This is a genomic window from Pseudomonas sp. Snoq117.2 (assembly GCF_900110545.1).
GTDB classification, from domain to species: domain Bacteria; phylum Pseudomonadota; class Gammaproteobacteria; order Pseudomonadales; family Pseudomonadaceae; genus Chryseomonas; species Chryseomonas benzopyrenica.
In genome coordinates this window covers 130,905-151,035 of the sequence record NZ_FOED01000008.1, presented here as the reverse complement: position 1 = coordinate 151,035, position 20,131 = coordinate 130,905, and the positions used below count along the sequence as shown (strand labels likewise).

17 protein-coding genes are annotated in these 20,131 nt (G+C 64.2%); 7 read left to right on the top strand and 10 right to left on the bottom strand.

All coding sequences use genetic code 11. The features are described from left to right. Positions 1–179 precede the first annotated feature (179 nt). The 6 genes from BMZ43_RS19225 to BMZ43_RS19200 all read right to left on the bottom strand — a co-directional run bounded on the left by BMZ43_RS19225 (position 180) and on the right by BMZ43_RS19200 (position 10,563). Positions 180–683 carry a DUF2934 domain-containing protein gene (locus BMZ43_RS19225; RefSeq protein WP_064308790.1) on the bottom strand — a complete coding sequence of 168 codons (504 nt, stop codon included), beginning with the start codon at positions 681–683 and terminating at the stop codon, positions 180–182. After that, on the bottom strand, positions 680–3,487 hold the full coding sequence (gene treY / locus BMZ43_RS19220; RefSeq protein ID WP_064308789.1) for a malto-oligosyltrehalose synthase: 2,808 nt from the start codon (positions 3,485–3,487) through the stop codon (positions 680–682). The genes BMZ43_RS19225 and treY overlap by 4 nt, the downstream gene beginning before the upstream one ends. After that, the gene (gene malQ / locus BMZ43_RS19215; protein WP_093255862.1) at positions 3,484–5,550 is read right to left on the bottom strand and encodes a 4-alpha-glucanotransferase; all 2,067 of its coding nucleotides are present in this window, start codon (positions 5,548–5,550) and stop codon (positions 3,484–3,486) included. The genes treY and malQ overlap by 4 nt, the downstream gene beginning before the upstream one ends. Then, positions 5,547–7,352: a malto-oligosyltrehalose trehalohydrolase gene (gene treZ / locus BMZ43_RS19210; RefSeq protein ID WP_064308787.1), complete on the bottom strand. Its 1,806-nt coding sequence runs from the start codon at positions 7,350–7,352 to the stop codon at positions 5,547–5,549. The genes malQ and treZ overlap by 4 nt, the downstream gene beginning before the upstream one ends. Before the next feature lie 159 nt (positions 7,353–7,511). Then, positions 7,512–9,095 carry a glycogen synthase GlgA gene (glgA, locus tag BMZ43_RS19205; RefSeq protein WP_256563049.1) on the bottom strand — a complete coding sequence of 528 codons (1,584 nt, stop codon included), beginning with the start codon at positions 9,093–9,095 and terminating at the stop codon, positions 7,512–7,514. 346 nt (positions 9,096–9,441) lie between these two features. Next, positions 9,442–10,563, bottom strand: a complete 1,122-nt coding sequence (locus tag BMZ43_RS19200) for a mechanosensitive ion channel family protein (RefSeq protein ID WP_017639940.1) — start codon at positions 10,561–10,563, stop codon at positions 9,442–9,444. A gap of 325 nt (positions 10,564–10,888) precedes the next feature. Between BMZ43_RS19200 and BMZ43_RS19195 the strand changes: the two genes are divergently transcribed. From BMZ43_RS19195 to tauD, 5 genes are all read left to right on the top strand, one after another. Beyond that, positions 10,889–11,260: a response regulator gene (locus BMZ43_RS19195; protein WP_017639939.1), complete on the top strand. Its 372-nt coding sequence runs from the start codon at positions 10,889–10,891 to the stop codon at positions 11,258–11,260. 250 nt (positions 11,261–11,510) lie between these two features. After that, positions 11,511–12,458: a taurine ABC transporter substrate-binding protein gene (gene tauA, locus BMZ43_RS19190; RefSeq protein WP_256563054.1), complete on the top strand. Its 948-nt coding sequence runs from the start codon at positions 11,511–11,513 to the stop codon at positions 12,456–12,458. A 70-nt stretch (positions 12,459–12,528) separates the two neighbouring features. Beyond that, positions 12,529–13,317 carry a taurine ABC transporter ATP-binding protein gene (locus BMZ43_RS19185; RefSeq protein WP_064308786.1) on the top strand — a complete coding sequence of 263 codons (789 nt, stop codon included), beginning with the start codon at positions 12,529–12,531 and terminating at the stop codon, positions 13,315–13,317. Then, on the top strand, positions 13,307–14,122 hold the full coding sequence (gene tauC / locus BMZ43_RS19180; protein WP_064308785.1) for a taurine ABC transporter permease TauC: 816 nt from the start codon (positions 13,307–13,309) through the stop codon (positions 14,120–14,122). Before BMZ43_RS19185 ends, tauC begins: the two co-directional genes overlap by 11 nt. A gap of 10 nt (positions 14,123–14,132) precedes the next feature. After that, on the top strand, positions 14,133–14,984 hold the full coding sequence (gene tauD / locus BMZ43_RS19175; RefSeq protein ID WP_064308784.1) for a taurine dioxygenase: 852 nt from the start codon (positions 14,133–14,135) through the stop codon (positions 14,982–14,984). Positions 14,985–15,014: 30 nt separating this feature from the next. Here tauD and BMZ43_RS26960 read toward each other — a convergent pair whose 3' ends face one another. The 3 genes from BMZ43_RS26960 to BMZ43_RS27485 all read right to left on the bottom strand — a co-directional run bounded on the left by BMZ43_RS26960 (position 15,015) and on the right by BMZ43_RS27485 (position 16,475). Further along, on the bottom strand, positions 15,015–15,149 hold the full coding sequence (locus BMZ43_RS26960) for a hypothetical protein (RefSeq protein WP_256563047.1): 135 nt from the start codon (positions 15,147–15,149) through the stop codon (positions 15,015–15,017). A gap of 103 nt (positions 15,150–15,252) precedes the next feature. Next, complete coding sequence (locus BMZ43_RS27490; protein WP_371913892.1) at positions 15,253–15,723, bottom strand: acyl-CoA dehydrogenase family protein; 471 nt, start codon at positions 15,721–15,723, stop codon at positions 15,253–15,255. Further along, complete coding sequence (locus BMZ43_RS27485; RefSeq protein WP_371913891.1) at positions 15,720–16,475, bottom strand: acyl-CoA dehydrogenase family protein; 756 nt, start codon at positions 16,473–16,475, stop codon at positions 15,720–15,722. The genes BMZ43_RS27490 and BMZ43_RS27485 overlap by 4 nt, the downstream gene beginning before the upstream one ends. A gap of 663 nt (positions 16,476–17,138) precedes the next feature. Between BMZ43_RS27485 and BMZ43_RS19165 the strand changes: the two genes are divergently transcribed. Beyond that, the gene (locus BMZ43_RS19165; RefSeq protein ID WP_093255856.1) at positions 17,139–18,137 is read left to right on the top strand and encodes a fatty acid desaturase; all 999 of its coding nucleotides are present in this window, start codon (positions 17,139–17,141) and stop codon (positions 18,135–18,137) included. Positions 18,138–18,269: 132 nt separating this feature from the next. Further along, positions 18,270–19,439, top strand: coding sequence for an N-methyl-L-tryptophan oxidase (gene solA, locus BMZ43_RS19160; protein ID WP_093255853.1), 1,170 nt, complete (start codon positions 18,270–18,272; stop codon positions 19,437–19,439). On the opposite strand, the gene BMZ43_RS19155 is transcribed toward solA, so the two are convergent. Next, entirely contained in the window at positions 19,436–20,092 is a 657-nt protein-coding gene (locus BMZ43_RS19155; protein WP_017639931.1) for an ion channel, read from the bottom strand. The genes solA and BMZ43_RS19155 overlap by 4 nt on opposite strands. Positions 20,093–20,131 lie beyond the last annotated feature (39 nt).

Sequence of the window (20,131 nt, the reverse complement as noted above, 5' to 3'; positions counted from 1 at the left end):
TCGATACAGATCCGGCTACCTGCATATGAAAGGCCCGGCGCAGCGCAGTTCCGAGCTCCCATGGCGAGCCGACAAAGCGTTGTTTTTGCAGGAAAAATCAGAAAACCAGGGATAACGCAGACGCCGCAGCGAGGCGGCAGAGAGAAGGCCTGACCGAGTGGCCAGGCCGGAACATCACATCACTCGCTGGCGGCGGGCTTGGCCGTCGTCGCCTTGGCCCGGGAGGCACGCGGCTTCTTCGGCGTAGCCGGTGCCACACCTACGCCGGTAGCCTCGACGTTGGCATCGGCCTTGGCCTTGCTGGCCGTGGTCTTGGTCGCGGTGGTCTTGCTGGCACTGGGCTTGACCGCCTGCTTGACCTTGGAGGCGACCTTCTTGGCAGCCGACTCGACCTTCTCGGTCACGGACTCACCGGTAGCTTCCGCCTCGGTGGCCGCCTTTTCGCTGCCACTCTTGGTCTTGCCAGCGGTGCGGGCCTTGCTCGCCACGGGCGTGTCCGCGCCCGCAGTGATCTTGGTTGCACGAGGCTTCTTGGTCGCGGTCTTCTTGGCCACGCCTTCCTGTTCGGCTTCGTACAGGCGGGTCGCCATTTCCCAATGGCGATCGTGTTCGTGGGCCGGCCGTCCTTCGGACTCCCAGATCTGGTAGGCGAGCTGCTGGATGCGTTCGTCTTTTTGGGTCATTGCGGTACGGCTCCTTGAGTGATGTCTTGTGTGCTGAGCAATCCAAGCGGAAAACGTGCCAGAACCTCGCCGACAGAAAGCTCTTTCTTCTGGTCATGGACAGACGAAGGGGCGAAAGTTTCCCCAAAACGGTACATGGACAAGGTTTCCGGGAGTTTTATCCGGGTATCACCCCAGGCCGCTGCAGAAAAGCGCAATGTTTCGCTGTTCTCCAGCAGGTCGGAGGCATGCACCGGCACGATGACGATCACCGCCTGCTGCTCCCAGGTACGGGCGAAGGCCAGTACCTGATCGGCGTGGGCGCCCGCAACGGACAGCGGGAGGTAGCTACCTTCGGTGAACAGCTGTGGCTGCAGCTTGCGCAGTTGCAGCACGCTGGCCAGCACCTGCTGTTTGATCTCGCCGTTCTGCCAGGTATCCAGAGCCGCGTCGGCAGTGGTGTGCTTGGCCAGGGCCTGCTGCCGCGGGGCGTAGTCCACGGCGCGGCGATTGTCGGGCTCCACCAGGCTGAAATCCCAGAATTCACCACCTTGGTAGAGGTCAGGCACGCCGGGCGCGGTATTGCGCAGCAACATCTGCACCAGGCCATTCAGGGCACCGGCTGGAGCCAGTTCACGGACGGCTGCAACGATCTCGCGGCGCAGGGCAAGATACTTGTCGTCGGTGAGGAGGCCTTCCAGGAAGGCCTTGCAGGCCGCTTCGTAGTCCCCATTCGGCGCCCACCAGTCGGACTCCAGCTTCTCTTCGCGCAGGGCCTTTTCCTGCCACTGCAGCAGGCGCTCCAGATAGGCCTGCAGGCCTATCTGGTCATCGGCCTGCAGCTGTAGCGGCCAGCTGGCGAGCAGGGTCTGGTAGAGCATCAGCTCATCACCTGGGGTCGGTGCGGGTGCATCGTTCCACTGGCCGCGCAGAGGAGCAGCCTGTTCCATCCAGCCACTGACCTGGGCGATATAGGCTTCCGGACGTTCCGAGACCACCGCCAGGCGGGCGCGGGTGTCTTCGCCACGCTTGTGGTCGTGGGTCGCGGTGGTCAGCATGTTGCGCGGGAAATGCTCTGCACGCCAACCGCTGGCCTGGTGGAAGGCGCTGACCGGCTGGGCAAAATGCTGCGGATCGAAACCCACGTCATTGCGCGACAGCAGCGGTGCGGAGCGATAGCAGGCGGTGTCTTCCACGGCCTTGGCGGCGATGGGCGAGGTGAGTTGCTGGAATTTGGTGATGGCGCGGCGCTGTTCGCGTCGGGCCACGCTGCCCACCGGCTTATGGCGCGGCGCATCGCCACCCAGCCAGGCGCGTAGTTGCTCCAGCAGCGGCTGCTCCGCTTCGCTGACATGGGGGCGGGCGGCCTCCAGCGCGGTATCGAACCACTGGGCATCGGCGCCGACGAAACCCGCCGCGCCAGCATAGGTGCGATAGACCTTGAATTGCACGATCAGCTCCAGCAACACCCGGCGGATGGCGCCCTGGCTGGTGTCGCGGGTACGCCAGTCCTGTTGGGCCAGCAGGTGCAGGGTGTGCACGGCCGATTCGAATTCGCTGGACAGTGCGCCGGTGAGCACCAGGCGCCGTGCTTCCCGTACCTCTTCGAGGAAATCCTCGGTACGACCGGTGCGCTCGGCCCAGAACCGGCGCAGCGGCGCTTCACCGCTGGCCGCATGCTGCACCGCCGAGACCTCGTTCATGAACTCGTAGCCGGTGGTGCCATCGATGCCCCAGCCTTCGCGCAGCTGCTCGCCTTCGGCCAGGATCTTCTCAATGTAGATGGGGAAGCCATCTTCCGGCGCACCGCCGGTACGACTGGCACAGAGGTCGTCCACCCGGCGGCGCAACTTGCGGCAATAGGCGCGCGGATTGGCCAGGCCGTCGATGTGATCCAGACGCAGGCCGTCGAGCAGGCCTTCGCTGATCAGGCGGAAGATCAGCGAATGGGTTTCCTCGAACACCTCGTGGCGTTCCATGCGCAGGCCACCGAGTTCGGTGATGTCGAAGAAGCGCCGCCAGTTGATGTCGTCCGAGGCAGTGCGCCAGCTGGCCAGGCGATAGTGCTGGCTCTCCAGCAGGGCGTGCAGGCGTTCCTGATTGGCCGCTTGGCTACCGTCGAAGGCGGCGACCGCCTTGTCGATGGCGGCTGCCACGGCCGGGTCCTTGGCGGCGTCCGCCAGCTGGCGCTGGGCGCCGCGGGCTTCTTCCAGGTCCTTGGCACGAGCCGAGAAGGCATCGGCGAACAGGCTCAGCTGGGGCAGGTCGCTCTCGCGCAGGATCTGGCCGTAGGTACCCGGGTTGATGGGGAAGTGGTGGGCGTAGTATTCCACGCGGAAGGCGCCTTGCTCGGCGTCGAACACCAGCTTGAGCTCACCGGCCTGCAACACGTTGCCATAGGCGTCACCCAGGAAGGGTAGCAGCACCTGGCCCTGTAGATCCGGGTCCGGTCCGTACCAGTTGATGTCGTAGAAGCCGGCATAGCGGCTCTGGCGGCCCCATTCGAGGATGTCCAGCCACCAGGCGTTCTCCGAGCCGCCCACGTTGGTGTGGTTGGGCACGAAGTCGGCGATCAGGCCCATGCCGTGCTCGCGCAGCCGAGCGACCAGGCGACGCAGCCCCTCTTCGCCGCCCAGCTCCGGGTTGACCCGGGTGGGGTCGACCACGTCGTAACCATGCACGGAGCCGGCGCGCGCGGTGGTGATGGGCGACGCATAGACATGGCTAATGCCCAGTTTGGCGTAATAGTCGACCAGGGGCAGGGCATCGTCGAAGGTGAAATCCTTGTGGAACTGCAGGCGTACAGTAGCGCGCAAGCGACTCATCGAGTGTTCTCCGGATTGTTACGGGCAGTGCTCAGCACGCTTAGGCGTCGTTCAGGGGTGGCGGCGTCCAGCAGGCGCTCCGCAGGAGCGTCCCAACGGCGCAGCCAGTTGGGGTGTTCATTGGTGGTGCCGGGCAGGTTGGCCTGTTCCAGCTGACCCAGAGCGTCTTCCACCGGCAGGATGATCAGGGGCGCCGGCGTGCGACCGATGAACTCGATGGCGGCATCGACGGCCTGTTCGACATTGCTTTCACGGCTGTCGTCCAGCTCCAGGACCTTGGCCAGGTATTGGCGATCCTCGGCGCGTTCGTCGAGCCGGTCCTGGCGCGAGGTGCCGTCGGGCAGCAGGCCGAGCTCTTCCTGCCAGTCGGCGTCGCGACCCTGCCACCAGCCGGTGAGCGTCGGCAGGTCGTGGGTGGTGGGCATGCCCATGGCCGTGTCCGACCACTGCGCGGCCTGCTTGAACGCCTTGTCGTCGCGCTCGAACAGCAGTACCTGCATGCCCATGATGGCGCGTTCGGCCAAGCGTTCACGGAAGCCCTCGGGCACCGTACCCAGGTCTTCGCCCATGACCACGCAGCGATGCCGCCAGGACTCCAGGGCGACCAGGCGCAGCAGGTCGTCGATGGGGTAGGAGAGATAGGCGCCGTCGGCCGGGGAGGCACCCTCGGGCACCAGCCAGAGCCGTTGCAGACCCATCACATGGTCGATGCGCACACCGCCGGCATGCGCGAAGTTCGCCTTGAGCATCTCGATGAAGGCGCGGAAGCCATGCTGGATCATGCCGGTGGGCGAGAAGGCGGATATGCCCCAGCCCTGGCCTTTCTGGTTGAGCAGGTCCGGCGGACAACCGACGGTGACCGAGGCCAGCAGCTCTTCCTGACGACTCCAGGCCTGGCTGCCACCCCCATCCGCGCCCACGGCGATGTCGGCGATCAGGCCGATTTTCATGCCGGCTTCGCGGCACTGCGTCTGGGCAGCGGACAGCCCTTCGCTGGCCAGCCATTGGGTGAAGGCATAGAACTCCACGTCCTGGGCGTGGCGTTCGGCGAATTCGGCCACGGCAGGATTCTTGGGATCGCGATACTGCTGCGGCCAATGCTGCCAGCTGGGCGAGGCATCGCCCTGGGTGAAGGAGGCATGCAGCGCCTCGAAGCGGCAGTGGTTTTCCAGCGCTTCGCCACCGTCGCGGCGGAAGGCCTCGAAGCGCTCGCGCAGATCGCCACTGGCGGTACGGAAGTCCAGGTGCAGGGTACGTAATAGGCGCAGGCGCAGCTTGGCCAGGGCCGGCCAGTCGATCAGCTCAAGCTGTTCGAGGCGCTCGGCTTCCGCCTGCAGGCCGGCGCGCTGCATGGCCTGACGCACGGGCTCGGCGCCCAGCACCAGCTCTGGCGCGGCATAGAGCACATTGAAAAACACCCGACTCGACGGCGAATAGGGGCTGTAGCGACTGCCATCGGCGCTGAACATGGCGTGCAGCGGGCTGATGGCCAGGGCATCGGCGCCCTTGCCGGCAGCTGCCTTGGCGAGCTGCACCAGACCCTGCAAATCGCCCGCACCGCTGCCACCGTCGCGTCTGAGGCTATAGAGCTGCACGGCCAGGCCCCAGAGCCTGGCCTGCTCGTCGCCTGTGGCGTCGGCGATGGTAAAGCAGCGCTCTGGCGCGACGGCCAGGATCAGGGCTTCACCACCGATTTCCGCCTGGTGATAACCGGCGGTGCTGATGGGCGCGAGCTGGCCCTGGTCATCTACCTGACCTACCAGGCGCTCGCCGTCTTCCAACTGCACCTCATAGCGGACGCCACGCTTGAACTGGTCAGGTGTCCCGACGGGTTTACCGACCACGGCCGTGAGGAGGGGTGGTAGGTGATCCTTGTCGCCTACCTCGGCCAGCTTGCGCAAGCTAGCATCAATGTCAGCATCACTGTCCGCGGGCAGCTCGATGGCCTTGAGCAGATTGCGCAGCGCCTCGGGACTCACCCGTTGGCGCTTACCGTCGTAGGCGGTCCATTCGATGGCGATACCGGCGGCCTTGGCCAGCTGTTCCAAACGATCTCCACTCATGCCTGTTCCTCCAGCCAGACCAAGGCGGAATGGACGGCCAACTGCCCGTCCTGGCGGACCGGCGTGGCGGCGGCGTCACTGCTGTGCAACAACCGGCCTTGGGGTACCTCAGCCACTGACACGGCCTTCTCGCTCAGGTTGAGTTCGATGGTCAGGCGGCTGCCATCGGCCAGGCTCCAACGTGCCCGCACGGCGCGCTCGGCCAGGGCTTCGGCGCCCTCGGCACGGGCGCCTTCCAGGCGCGGGAAGAGTTCCCGACGACGGATCTCCAGCAGCTCGCGATACAGGCCAAGCCAGGCGCCATGGTCGGGCTGATCGGCCTCGCCGAAATTGGGCTTGGAGTCCTCGAAGGTCTTGGGCGCGTTCGGATCGGGGATCTGCTGGCGATGCTCTTCGCTGGTGAAGAAATCGAAGTCCTTGAACTCGTTACGGCGACCATCCCGTACCAGTTCGGCCAGTTCATCGTTGTGGCTGGTGAAGAACAGGAAGGGCTGACGGCTGCCCCATTCCTCGCCAATGAACAGCAAGGGAATCATCGGGCTGAGCAGCAGCAGGGCGGTAGCGGCTTTCAGTGCGGGTTCCGGCGCCAATCGGGTCAGGCGTTCACCGAAGGCACGGTTGCCGACCTGGTCATGGTTCTGCAGGAAGATGACGAAAGCCGAGGCCGGCAGGTCCTTGCTGGGTTCACCGCGGGCCTTGCCATGGCGGGTCTGCTCGCCCTGGTAGATGAAACCCTCGCCCAGGCAGCGCACCAGCTTGGCCGTGGCGTCTTCGGTGAAGTCCTGGTAGTAGCCTTCGTTCTCGTCGGTGAGCATGGGGTGGATGACGTTGTGCCAGTCGTCCGCCCACTGCGCGTTGTAGTGCTTGCTGCCGAGCAGGGTCGCGGTGTTGTCTTCGTTTTCCAGCATCAGGTGGATGTGGCGACCCGGCTCGACGGTGCCGCGGATCTCTTCGGCCATCTCTTCGAGGAAACCCTTATCGTTGATGGCATGGACCGCGTCGAAGCGCAGGCCGTCGAAGCGATACTCCATCAGCCACAGCAGGGCGTTGTCGATGAAGTAGCGGCGCACGGCGTCCTGGCGGAAATCGATGGCGGCGCCCCAGGGGGTATGGATGTCTTCGCGGAAGAAGCGCTCGGCGTAGGCGTGCAGGTAGTTGCCGTCGGGGCCGAAGTGGTTGTAGACCACGTCCAGATAGACCATGACGCCATGGGTGTGGGCGGTATCGATGAGCGACTTAAGATCGTCGGGGGTGCCGTAGGAAGCTTCCACGGCATAGGGCAGGACGCCGTCATAGCCCCAGTTGCGACTGCCCGGGAATTCCGAAAGGGGCATCAGTTCGATGGCGGTGACGCCCAGCGCGGCCAGGCGGGGTATTAATTTCTCCACGCCCGAGAACCCGCCCAGGGTGCCGACATGCAATTCGTAGATGACGCTTTCGTGCCAGGGACGACCCTGCCACTCGACGGACTGCCAGTGGTAGGTGGTGGGGTCGATGACGATGCTCGGCTCGTGCACATCGCCAGCCTGGGCGCGGGAAGCGGGGTCCGGGACCAACAGATCTTCGATCTGATAGCGATAACGGGTGCCGGCACCGCACTGCGCCTCCACCGCGAACCAGCCGTCTTGCTCGGCTTCCATGGGGATGGTCATGCCGCCTTCCAGCACCACCGACACGGCGTCGGCGCTGGGCGCCCAGAAGTGAAAGAGGGTGCGGTCCTTGCTCACCAGGGTGGCACCGGCACGGGTCTGCCAGGCATAGCCCCCGGTCACCGCGGCTGCATCGCGCGAAATATCAGTCATGGATAGAGAACTCCCGAAACCGGACGGCAGAAAAGACACTGCGGCCCAGTTGGCCGCAGTTGCTGTTATGACCGGTGAGAGCTGCTCAAAGTTGGGCGGGGGAAGCGCTTTTCGTCGGCCTTTTGCCGAAGGAAAAGCGCTTGGTAGCCACATCGAGCCTCAGGCGCCGACGTGACGCTCCTGGTGAGCGGTGGTCTGGAGCAGATCGAGGTACAGCGAGGCATAGGGCTTGGCGCATTCGGACCAGAAAAATGGTCCCTGCATCGCCCGGTGACGCATGGCCAGCAGCAGGCCCTGACGTTCGAACACACCCAGGGCGCGGTCGATGGCGCCAAGGTAGTTTTCCAGCGACAGCGGGGCGAACAGGAAGCCGGTGGTACCGTCCTCGATGCTGTCGGCCAGGCCGCCAGTGCGGGTCGCGATCGGTAGGGAAGCGAAGCGCTGGGCGTACATCTGGCTCAGGCCGCAAGGCTCGAAACGCGAAGGCATCAACAGGAAGTCGCTGCCGGCGTACATCCGCCGGGCTTCGGTTTCGCAAAAGCCGATGTGGGCACTGACGCGACCCGGATAGCGCAGGGCCAGGGCACGCACCTGGCGCTCGATATGGGGCTCGCCGCAACCGATAATCATCAACTGGCCACCGCGGGCGACGATGTGATCGGCGGCCTGGATGGTCAGATCGATGCCTTTCTGCTGGACCAGCCGCGAGACCACGGCGAACAGTGGGCCATTGGACGGCTCGAGGCCGAATTCCTCGCGGATGCGGGCGGCGTTGACCGCCTTGCCGTCCCAGTCGGATTCGTGGAACTGCTGGCAGAGGTGCGGATCGCTGCAAGCGCTCCAGCCATCGTCGATGCCGTTGAGCAGGCCGGTCAGCTTGCCGTCCCGCGCCTTAACCTGCAGCAGGCCTTCCAGGCCACAGCCGAATTCCGGCGTGGTGATTTCCTGGGCGTAGGTGTGACTGACCGTGGTGATATGGTCCGCATAGACCAGACCGGCCTTGAGAAAGGAGACCTTGCCCCAGAACTCCAGACCTTCCATCTGGAAGGCGTGGGCCGGAATGTCCAGGTCGGCCATGACCGAGGCCGGGAACAGGCCCTGATAGGCCAGGTTATGGATGGTGGTCAGACAGGGAGTGGTGGCACCCTTCCAGCGCAGGTAGCCGGCGGCGAGGCCAGCCTGCCATTCGTTGAGGTGCAGCAGATCCGGTACCCAGCGAATCGAGGCATCGCCTAGAGCGAAGTCAGCGGCAGCGCTGGCCAGACGACCGAAGCGGATGTGGTTGTCAGCCCAGTCGGCGCCGTTCAGGTCGCCGTAAGGGTTGCCCGAGCGCTCGTACAGCTCGGGACAGATCAATACATAGACGACCAGCCCGTCGTCCAGATTGACGCGACCAATGTCACAGGCGGGCATGGCGGCACGGGCAGCGATGCGGCCGACCATCTGCACACGGTCCTTGATCGCGGCCATCACCTGACGGTAACCGGGAATCAGCACCCGGACGTCATGGGAGGCCGCGAGGGCGCGCGGCAGGGCGCCCGAAACCTCGCCCAGGCCACCAGCCTTGACGAAGTCGGAAATCTCCGGGGTCACGAAAAGAATGCGCTTGCGGCTTTCGACAACGGAGCTCAGCGTCAGCTGAGGCTCTTCGACACGCTTGCGAGGAGAGCTGGATGTGGTGGTGCGAGTGGCAGTTTCTACGGGCTCCAGAGCCCCAAATTTCCCCACGACGGCATTTGCCATGGTGCGCTCCCAATGCAGCAAGTTCGAGACTGAGGTTTACCTGATTGCTTCTTCCTGAAGCTCGATGCTCCTGGTTCAAAAACGCCTACAGCCGAGCTGCTACAGCCTTTTTGCCGGTCACCTCTTCTGAGATGTCTGGATTTGGGCGAGAACTGCTTCGCGGATTTCCAGATTGCTCTCGCACTGACTCACGGACGACGTCACAAGTTTCCCGCGCGAATGTTGCGGTCTTGCTTCGCGTTGCCAAATACATGCCCAAAAGGTGACGCTCATTCTTGGTGCGCTAAGAAATAAGGGCCAGGTGAACCGCTTTATGGGCGCCTGATCGCTGCAATTGGCCGAAAAATCAGACTTCTGGCTGGCGTACGACTGGCTCCTGCCTTTCGTCGGATCGCGGCGTGGGAAGGGCATCGCGGCGTCCCAGTTCAGTCCGTAGCTTGGGCAGACAGAGGGGGAATTCGCGATTGATGTAGGTGATCAGCCGTTCCCGCACAAAGCAGCGCAGGTCCCAGTTCTTCGAGGAATCGCCCGAGCTCACCAGCACCCGGATCTGGATGGAATCATGGGACGCATCGGTCACCTGCAGCACGCAGACACGCTCGTCCCATAAATGGGGCACCTCGGCACAGGCGCGTTCCAATTCGGTGCGGATCGGCGCCAACGGCAGGGAATAGTCAACCCATATGAAGACCGAGCCAATGAGACTGGACGACGAGCGTGTCCAGTTCTGGAAGGGGGTTTCGATGAAATATTGCAGGGGTACCACCAGGCGGCGGTCGTCCCAGATGCGTACCACCACATAGGTACCGGTGATCTCTTCCACGCGCCCCCATTCACCCTCGACGATGACCACGTCATCCAGCCGGATCGGTTGGGTCACGGCGATCTGCAGGCCGGCGATGAGATTGCCCAGGACCGGGCGCGCGGCGATGCCCGCCACCAGGCCGGCGACACCGGCGGAGGCGAGCAGGCTCGCACCTACTTGGCGCACCGCCGGAAAGGTCATCAGCATCAAGGCGATACCCACCAGCAGCACGATAAAACTGAGGCTGCGTACCAGCACCCGGTTCTGCGTCTGAATCCGGCGGGCCCGCAGGTTGTCCACCACATCCACCGGATTGCGCAGGGCGATGGTGGCCCCGACGGCCTTGACCGCCCGGAGGCCCAGCCAGGTAAAGGCAGCGATGCTCAGTAGACCGGTGACGTGCTGTACGGCGCGCAACAGTGGCAGGGCATCGGGTGCGGAATTCCAGACACCTTGGAGCACCACCAAGGGTACGGCGAGGCGTGCGGGTTTTTCTGCGTACTTGACCAGGTTGCGAGCGAGCAGGAAGGGACTGGCCAGGCGGCGGATGGCGGCGAATGCCAGCGTAAGGGCGATGATACTGATCAACAGGGCGACCGCCGCCGCAATCAGCGTGGTGACCCAGGGGGCGTTGAGCCAACCCGTCCAATCGATGGCCGTCATGCGCATTTTCCTCCGGCAGACGGCTCCCCGTGATCCTGAAAAGCTGACACGCCGGAATCGCGAGGGAGCCTTTCGAGATACCTGTTTTCCGACTGAGGGGCTCCGGTACGGTTCCCTGGAGGAACCAAGCTTTATAGTAATACCACCCCTTAAATAGGAGGCTTTGGTTACCGGACAATTTTTTTTGTAATCAGTGAGGCAGGATGTCGCACCACACGACTAAGCTCAGGGGAGACTGCGCAGCTGACGCCAGATAGGAGTAGAATTCGCGCCCCAACGAGATACGTCCAGTCAGATGGCGGACCTGCGGAGATCGAGCGGATTTATGAAACCAGTGGTAGTGGTCGTCGAAGACGAGAACATGTTGCTCGGGCTGATGGAAGAGGTGCTCGAAGGTGAAGGCTTTCAGGTGCGCACCTTTGGTACCGCGGATCAAGCCTGGGAGTACCTGTCGAGTGCGCGTCCGACGCCGGATCTGCTGATCACCGATGTCCGCATGCCAGGTGCTATCGATGGTCTGGAGCTGGCGCGCCGCGTCAAGCAGCAGCTGCCGGGTCTGCCCATCATCGTCTCTTCGGGTTATTTCGAAGAACTCCAGCCCGAACGCGCCCCCGATATCTACTATCTGCCCAAGCCCTGGCGCTTCGACGATCTGCTGGCTGGCTGCTTCCGCTTCCTCAATCAGCGCAAAGGCTGATCCTTGTCTCTTGCGGCCTGCTTCCAGGCCGCGGCTCGCTGTTCGGAACGGTTACCTTGCTAGCCGGTAGATGACCTTCCGGCTCTCTGCCTAAGCTGATTCCATATAGTTATTTATCAAGCGATCTTTAGATCGTTTAGCTTGGCCTCCAACAGGCATCGCGTTGATGCCGAGGACGCGCTTTGGCGCGTCTGCCGACAAGGAGGCCTTTGTGAATTCGCTGATCAAATCCCTGGTTCTGACTGTAGGCATGGCAGCGCTCGCGGGGCAGGCGTCCGCGGTCGATCTGGTGGCGGGCTACCAGACCGGTGTCGATCCATCCAAGGTCGCCCAGGCCGATGGCCTCTACGATAAGGCGGTCGGTCAGAAGATCGACTGGCGCCGTTTCAACAATGGTCCCGAGGTCGTCGCCGCACTGGCTTCGGGGGATGTGCAAATCGGCAATCTAGGTTCCAGCCCCCTGGCAGCGGCCACCTCGCGCAAGCTGCCGCTGGTGACCTTCCTCGTCGCCGCACAGATCGATTCCGCCGAAGCCCTGGTGGTGCGCAATGGCAGCGGTATCGACCAACCCGAGCAACTGGTTGGCAAGACCATCGCCACCCCCTTCGTCTCCACCTCGCACTACAGCCTGCTCGGCGCGCTCAAGCACTGGGGCGTGGACCCGACCAAGGTCAAGATCGTCAATCTCAATCCCACCGAGATCGCCGCGGCCTGGCGCCGGGGCGACATCGATGGCGCCTTTGTCTGGTCACCGGCGTTGGGCGAGATCAAGAAGAACGGCAAGGTCCTCGCCGATGCGGCCCAGGTAGGCAGCTGGGGGGCACCGACCTTCGAGGTCTGGGTGGCGCGCAAGGACTTCGCTGAAAAGCACCCCGAAATCCTCGCCCAGTACGCCAAGGTCACCTTGCAGGCCTTCGCCGACTATCAGGCCCACGGCAAGGACTGGAACGCCGGGTCCGAGCAGGCCAAGAAGATCGCTCGCCTGACCGGCGCGGACGCCGCTGATGTGCCTGAGCTCCTCGCCGGGTCCCGTTATCCGGACGCCGAGGCCCAACTGAGCCCTGAGCTGCTCGGTGGTGGCACGGCCAAGGCCATCGCTCGTACCGCCGAATTCCTCAAGGAACAGAAGCGCATTCCCACGGTGCTCGACGACTACTTGCCCTATGTCAGCGCCGAATACGTCCGCGCGGCCCAGTAACGACCCTTCTTCACGCCACGACTCGCCCCTCTTTGGAGGGGCTTTTTTTCCCTGCCGACAGGAGCCGGTCATGAGTCGACTCACCCTAGAACAGGCCAGTCTCGGATTCGTCCGCGGTGGTCGCCGTCAACCGATCTTGCAGCAGCTCGACCTCGCGGTGGAGAAGGGCGCTTCCCTGGTGGTACTGGGGCCGTCCGGCTGCGGTAAATCCAGCCTGCTCAACGTCCTCGCCGGGTTCCAATCGCTGGACGCGGGGCGTGTGCAGCTCGATGGTCGTACCTTGGCGGGACCGGGCGGCGAGCGCGGCGTGGTGTTCCAGGACGATGCCCTGATGCCTTGGCTCAATGCCCTCGACAATGTCGCGCTCGGCTTGCGCCTGCGGGGGCTGAGCCGGCGTGAACGAGAGGACAAGGCCCGCGAGATGCTCGACCTGGTCGGGCTGGCGCACCATGCCGGCCATGGCATCGGCGAATTGTCCGGGGGCCAGCGCCAGCGCCTGGGGCTCGCCCGCGCCCTGGCGGTGGATCCGGATTTCCTGCTGCTGGACGAACCCTTCGGCGCCCTCGACGCCCTGACCCGGGAACGGATGCAGGTGCTGCTGCTGGAGGTATGGAAGCGCACCGGCAAGGGCCTGTTCCTCATCACCCACAGCGTCGATGAGGCGCTGTTTCTGGCTACCGAACTGCTGGTGCTGGACGGGCCGCCGGCGCGCATCGTGCGGCGCCTGGACGTGCCTTTCGCCCGCCGTTATCTGGCAGGGGAGCCCGTTCGCCAGATCAAGGCCGATCCCCGTTTCGCCAAGCTGCGCCAGGAGTTGCTCGACCTCTTTCTGCAGGAGTCGCCCGATCATGTCCTCTGACACCCTCGTTTCCACTCTGCAAGACTCCCGAGAGCGCCGTCGATTGCGCCTGGATCGCCGTCGCGTGGCAGCGCTGGGCACCTTGGCCGGCGTGGCGACGCTCTGGTGGAGCGCGACCCATCTGGGCTGGGTGGACACCCTGTTCCTGCCGTCGCCCGAGCAACTGCTGGTCGCCCTGCAGGGGCTGCTCGCCGAGGGCTACCTGGATGCCAGCCTCTGGCAACACCTGGGCACCAGCCTCCTGCGAGTCCTGGCTGCGCTACTGGCAGCCGTGTTGACCGCGGTGCCCCTGGGTATCGCCATGGGCCTCAATCCCACGCTGAATGCCGCACTGGATCCGCTGGTGGAGTTCTATCGACCGATCCCGCCGCTGGCCTATCTGCCGCTGATGGTGATCTGGTTCGGTATCGGCGAGTTGTCCAAGGTGCTGCTGATCTATCTGGCGCTGTTCGCACCGTTGCTGATCGCCACCGTGGGCGGGGTGCGGCGGGTCGATCGAGAGCGTCTCCAGGCAGTGCGCTGCCTGGGCGCGTCGCGAGGGCAGGTGGTGCGTCACGTAATCCTTCCCAGCGCCTTGCCGGACATTCTCACCGGTCTGCGTATCGCCCTGGGTGTGGGCTGGTCGACCCTGGTGGCGGCCGAGCTGATCGCCGCCAATCGCGGCCTGGGCTTCATGGTGCAATCGGCGGCGCAATTCATGGCCACCGATGTGGTGGTGGTGGGCATCCTGCTGATCGCCAGCATCGCGCTGTCCATCGAGCTCGGCTTACGCGCCCTGCAGCGACGCTATGCCGGTTGGCGCTGAGGAGCTCACGATGGCCATCACCTTCGAACGTCTCGGCTCTGCCTTGGGTGCGCGCGTCCATGGCCTGGATCTGCGCGAGGCCCTGGATCCCACCAGCCATGTCGCACTGCATCGGGGATTGCTGGAGCACCAGGTGCTGTTCCTCCGTGACCAGTTGCTCACGCCTCGCCAGCAACGGGACGTAGCCGCCCATTTCGGTGATCTGCACATCCATCCGATCTATCCCAAGCATCCCGAGCAGCAGGAAATCCTGGTGCTGGATACCGAGTTGAACGATCTGCGGGACAATGCGCTCTGGCATACCGACGTCACCTTCATCCAGACGCCACCCCTGGGATCGCTGCTGAGCGCACGCCAGGTGCCGGCGTACGGCGGCGACACCCTTTGGGCGAGCAGTTCGGCAGCCTATGCGGCCTTGTCCGCGCCGCTGCGCGAATTGCTCGACGGCCTGAGCGCCTGGCACGACCTGAGCAAGTCCTTTCCACTGGAACGCTTCGGCCATACCGCGGAGGGCCTGCAGAGCTTCAACGCGGCACGCGCCGCCAATCCGCCGGTACGCCATCCGGTGGTACGGGTACATCCGGAAACCGGGGTCAAGGGATTGTTCGTCAGCGCTGGCTTCACCACCCGGATCCACGAGCTGGAAGAGGCCGAAAGCGATGCGCTGCTGCAGCTGCTGTTCGCCCACGCCGCCCGACCGGAGTTCCAGGTGCGCTGGCAATGGCGGGCGGGCGACCTGGCCTTCTGGGACAATCGCATCACCCAACACTATGCCTGCGACGACTATCGTCCCCAGCGCCGCGTGATGCACCGGGCGACCATTCTGGGTGATCGTCCGCGTGGCCCTGGCGAGGCGCGGTGATGGCGCGTGCCGCGACCGGGAGCGGCGGGATCAGTTGCCCAGGACGTCGACCAGCCCCAGGATGAAGAACAGCACGATGCACACCGCCGCCACGACGACAGGGATGAAGCGCGGATCCTTGATAGCCTTCCACATGGCCTGACGATTGCTGCGCGACCTTTCCATGACACCGCTCCTGGGAGAAAGCCGGCGAGCTTAAAGCATCGCCGGGGGCGGCGAACAGCGGGGCAGGGCCGCTCTCGTCGGCGTTTCCGGCTGCTTCGGCAGCCTAGGCGACGCCGATCTTCCATTGCGGCGGTGGCGGAGTGCCGTTGACCGCGAAGTCACCGACGATACGATCCTTGTAGATGCGCGGATTGTGGGAGGCGAGGGTGCGGGCATTGCGCCAGAAGCGATCCAGTCCCAAGGGTCGCAGCGTGGCCGAGGCGCCCAAGGCATCGAACAGGCGGCCGGAGGCGTCGATGATCAGGTCCGTGACCACATTGAGCGATTGGCAGACCTCCAGTTCGGCCAGTGCCACGGCGCTGTCCTCGGCGGCCTGGTCGTCCGCCTGCCAGAGGTCATGCACGCGCTGCAATGCCTCGGCATTCTTCAGCGCGATCACCCCGGCGCAATAGGCGGCGCTGCGTACCTGGCCTACCACGGCCAGCACCTGCGGATCCTGGCTGACACGGTCGGCGTTGCCGATGGTGAAGGTGCGGGTACGGGCCGCGACCGCGGCGGCCACCTCGCTGCTCATGGCCCGGCCCAGGCCCGCCAGATTGGCGAGATGAAAGACCTGGAAAAGCCGGGCGAATAGCGGAAGCGCTCGCCCACGGTGACCACATCGGTGGGTTCCACCCGCACATTGGTGAAGGTCGCCGTGCCACTGGCGGTCAGGGTCTGGCCGAAACCGTTCCAGTCGTCCACCACCTCGACGCCGGGCGTCTCGCGGCGGACAGTGGCCATTACGCGGTCGCCAGCGTCGTCGGTGGCACCCACGTCGATCCAGTCGGCATAGAGCGAACCGGTGGTGTAGAACTTGGTGCCGGAGAGCAGCAGGGCGTCTCCCTCCCGGCGCAAGCGGGTGCTGAATTCGGCCCGCCGGGCATCGCCGACTTCGCTGGACGCCGGACCCAGGGTTTCGCCAGCGGCAATACGGGCGAACCAGCGTGTGCGGCGTGCCTGGTCATCGCTGTTGAGCAACCCTTCGACAAAGCCCATGTGACCGCGCAGCGCCTGGACCAGATTGGAATCCGCCTCGCCGAGCTCGATGAGCAGGGCGAACAACTCTGGCAGCGTGACACCGGCGCCACCGTGCTCGATCGGTACTCGCAACGCGGTGAAGCCGGCCGCCTTCAGCCAGTCCAGTTCTTCGACCGGCAGCCGCCGCTGCACCTCGCGCTCGATGGCGCCTGCGCGAATGCGCTGGAACAGCGGCTGGAAGCGCGCTGAGAGTTCGGCATGGCGTTCGGAAGGGCCGGCGCCCCAGCCTGCGGAGAGGGTGCTCATGGGATAGGAGATCCTTGTGGTCGTGTCGGGCGGGATTCAGGGCAAGCGAGGCCAAGACGGGCCATTTCGGTGTGGGCGGCGTTGGTGCGACCGATCAGCAGGATCGTCGCGACCAGGCGATGAACCAGGTCGTTCAGCGCCGGTAGCCTTGTTACCGGGCGACAGCCAGAGGATATGGCCTGTCCGTGAGCGGCTGCCCGCCGCACCTTGACCCGGCGCGGGTGGAAGGCCCGCTGGCTCGCAGGGCCTTTCGCCGCGAAAAAGCGCGCGGTCTTAGTGCTAGGGAAAATATCGATAAAGAAGCGCATGGCCACTTCTGGCAGAACGAAAGTCCAACGAGTCTAGAAGACTTGCGGAGAGCGCTGCCAATCTTCAAAGCTGCTAAGGATATGCCCTTAGTTGTCTCGCCAGATAACTGTCTTTCCGGCAACACCTGAACTCAGTTAATGGGTTTTTTACTTCTAAGCTTAGGCTTTTAAAGCTAGGGGTATAAAGCAGTGAGTGATGGAAAGTTGGTGTCGGAACCCGTTTGGAATAGCGCTGGAGTTGTCTAGACCGAATGCCCGAGAGCAACTTCTTCATGAGGTAATGCTTTAACGATATTTGGCTTCTCGACTGTTTGTCCCTAGGGTCACCACTGTTATCCGCTATCAGGACCCCGTGGTGACTGTCTATCTGGATGCGCGGCATCGCCGCCTGGTCAAATTACTTCTGAGTACCTTTGCCGCCCGCAGCGAGTGGCCTACCTGGGGGCTGGTGGTTGGCGTTTACGCCAGCTGGCTGACGCTCATCTGGGCCTGGCCATTGCTCGGCTACTGGACACTGCCGCCGCTGATACTGGTCGTGGTGCTGCACCAGTCCCTGCAACACGAGCTGATCCATGGTCACCCCACGCGCTGGTCCCGCGTGAATGCGCTGTTGGCCTATCCGCCGCTTGGCCTCTGGTTTCCCTTTCCGCTCTACCGCGATAGCCACCTGGCCCACCATCGCCGCGAGACCCTTACCGACCCCGCGCTGGATCCCGAGAGCCGCTATGTCGATTGGGAGCTATGGGAGCGGCGAGGACAGACCGGGCGTGCCTTGCTCTGGCTGGACAAGACCCTGATCGGGCGAATCCTGGTGGGACCGGTCCTGTCGCTGCACGGCATGCTGGATCACGAACGGGGTCGCTGGCGGCGTGGCGAGCAGGGCGTACTGCGCGTCTGGCTGGAGCATCTGGCGCTGTGCGCGGGACTGCTTCTGACGATCCACGGGCTGTCTGGAATGCCCATCGCCGTCTATGTGCTAGGGGTCGCCTGGCCGGCGCTGGCGTTGGCACTGGTCAGATCCTTCTACGAGCATCGCCCGGCCGTGGATCCTGCCCAGCGCTGCGTACTCAACGAAAGCGGCGGGGCCATGCGCTGGCTGTTTCTCAACAATACCCTGCATCTGGTTCACCACGATCTTCCGGGCTTGCCCTGGTATCTCATCCCGCGAGTCTACCGCGCCCGGCGTGGTGCCTACCGGATGCGCAGCGGTGATTTCGTGTTCTCCGGTTATCGCGAACTGGGTCGGCGTTTCGGCTGGCGCGCCGTGGATGCACCGTTACACCCTACGGCGCACCTTTCAGCGCGCCCGCGAGGGACAGAGGATCGCCCTTGCGTTTCCAGTCTTCCCTGGTAATACCACCCCTTCGTAAAAGATCCCTGCGTGTCTCGCACCGTGCCAAATGGAAAACAGGGTGGTGCAGTGCCCCTTACGACCTTGGCAGCTCTGCTAGAGTGCCCACTCCGCCAGGATGCCCAGGAGATAGGCGTGCAAGACTCGACCTTTGACGTGATCGTGCTGGGGCTGGGCGCCATGGGTTCGGCCACGCTTTACCACTTGGCCAAGCGTGGCGTGAAGGTCGCGGGCATCGATCGCCATTCGCCACCCCACGACCTGGGTTCCAGTCACGGCGCAACGCGCATTACCCGCCAGGCGGTGGGCGAGGGCGCAGCCTACGTGCCCCTGGCGCTCCGCTCGCAGCAGCTCTGGCGCGAGCTGGAAGCGGAGCGGGGCGTCAGCCTCTTCGAGCAATGTGGCGTGCTGATCATGACCGCCACGGCGACGGCCACCTCCCATCACGGTCGCCCGGATTTCACCCGGGCGACGCTGGAACTGGCTCGCCAATACGGCATCCCCCACGAAGCCTGGGAGGGCGCCGCCATTCGCCAGCGTTTCCCGCAATTTCGCGTGGCAGACGATGCCCTCGGCTATTTCGAGCCGGGAGGCGGCTATCTGTATCCGGAAGCCTGTATCCAGGCGCAGCTGGACGGGGCTCGGGAGCGGGGTGCGCGGATCCAAACCGATACGGTCATCGAACGCCTGGAAGCGGACGGGCAGGGCGTGCGACTGCATTCTGCCCAAGGCAGCTGGCGCGCGAAGCGGGTCATCGTCGCCGCCGGCATGTGGAGCGCTGAACTGCTGGGAGCGCCTTTCGATCGGTTGCTGCGCGTTTGCCGCCAGAGCCTGCATTGGTTCGAGGTGGCCGACCCCACGCTGTTTCCGAGCGATTCGCCCAGCTTCATCCTGGCCCACGGCAGTGGCGACGCCGATCTCTTCTACGGCTTTCCACCGTTGCCCGGCGAGAACGCCGTAAAGGTCGCCACCGAACAATATACGGATAATACCACCCCTATATGCATTGATCGAAATCTACACCCGGAAGAATCGCACCAGCTGTTCAGTAATCAAGTGGGGAGGTGGGTCGGCGGTCTTTCGGCGCGCACGGTGCGCAGCGCCGTCTGCGCCTACACCGTCACACCCGATTTCGGTTTCATCGTCGACGAGCATCCCGCGCTGCCGGGCGTGACCGTGGTCAGCGCCTGTTCGGGACATGGCTTCAAGCATTCGGCCGCGCTGGGCGAGGCGCTTGCCCAGCGCGTGACCACCGGGCACAGCGACATCGATCTGGACAGCTTCAGCCTGGCGAGATTCGGCTAGCGGTTGCGCACCGTCAGGGTGACCAACCGGGTCACTACCAGGGCGATATACATGACCCCGGAGAACTGACCGAGCATGACCAGCGAGCGCGCCATCGGCTTGATCGGGTAGATGTCGCTCAGGCCGACACCCGACAGGATGGCGAAGCTGACGTAGAGCAGCTCCGTCCAGGTGCGGGCGGCGAGAGGATCGTTGGCGGCGGTGAAACTGTTGGGCTGCAGGATCTGACAGGCCGAATAGGCGTGAGCGAAGGCCCAGGCCAGCAGTGTGAAAGTCGCGCCCACTGCGAAAAGTTCGTCGGTGGTGGCTCGCTGATCCTCCATCATGTAGGCGATGAGGCTGCCAGCGGCATAGAAATAGAAGATCGCATCGAGGATGGCCAGGGACACCACCAGGTGCCGATTGCCATGCCATTCCACCAGTACCGTGAGCACCAGGATGCAGCCGGCGAGGATGAAGCCCAGCCATTGGATGGTCGGGCTGCGTCGGACCATGCGCAGGGCGGTGGCCAGGACGATGATGCCAAAGGCACCGATGATGGCGCGACCATGCTCTTCCTGTTCCACGAAGGGATAGAGCAGCAGGCCGAGCAACTGGATGAACAGCAGGTTGGCGGAAGGATAACGGACCAGGTAGTGCAGCGGACTCTTCATCGCGACTCGGCGAAAGCTCAAGGGGCGGCCAGCGTAGCG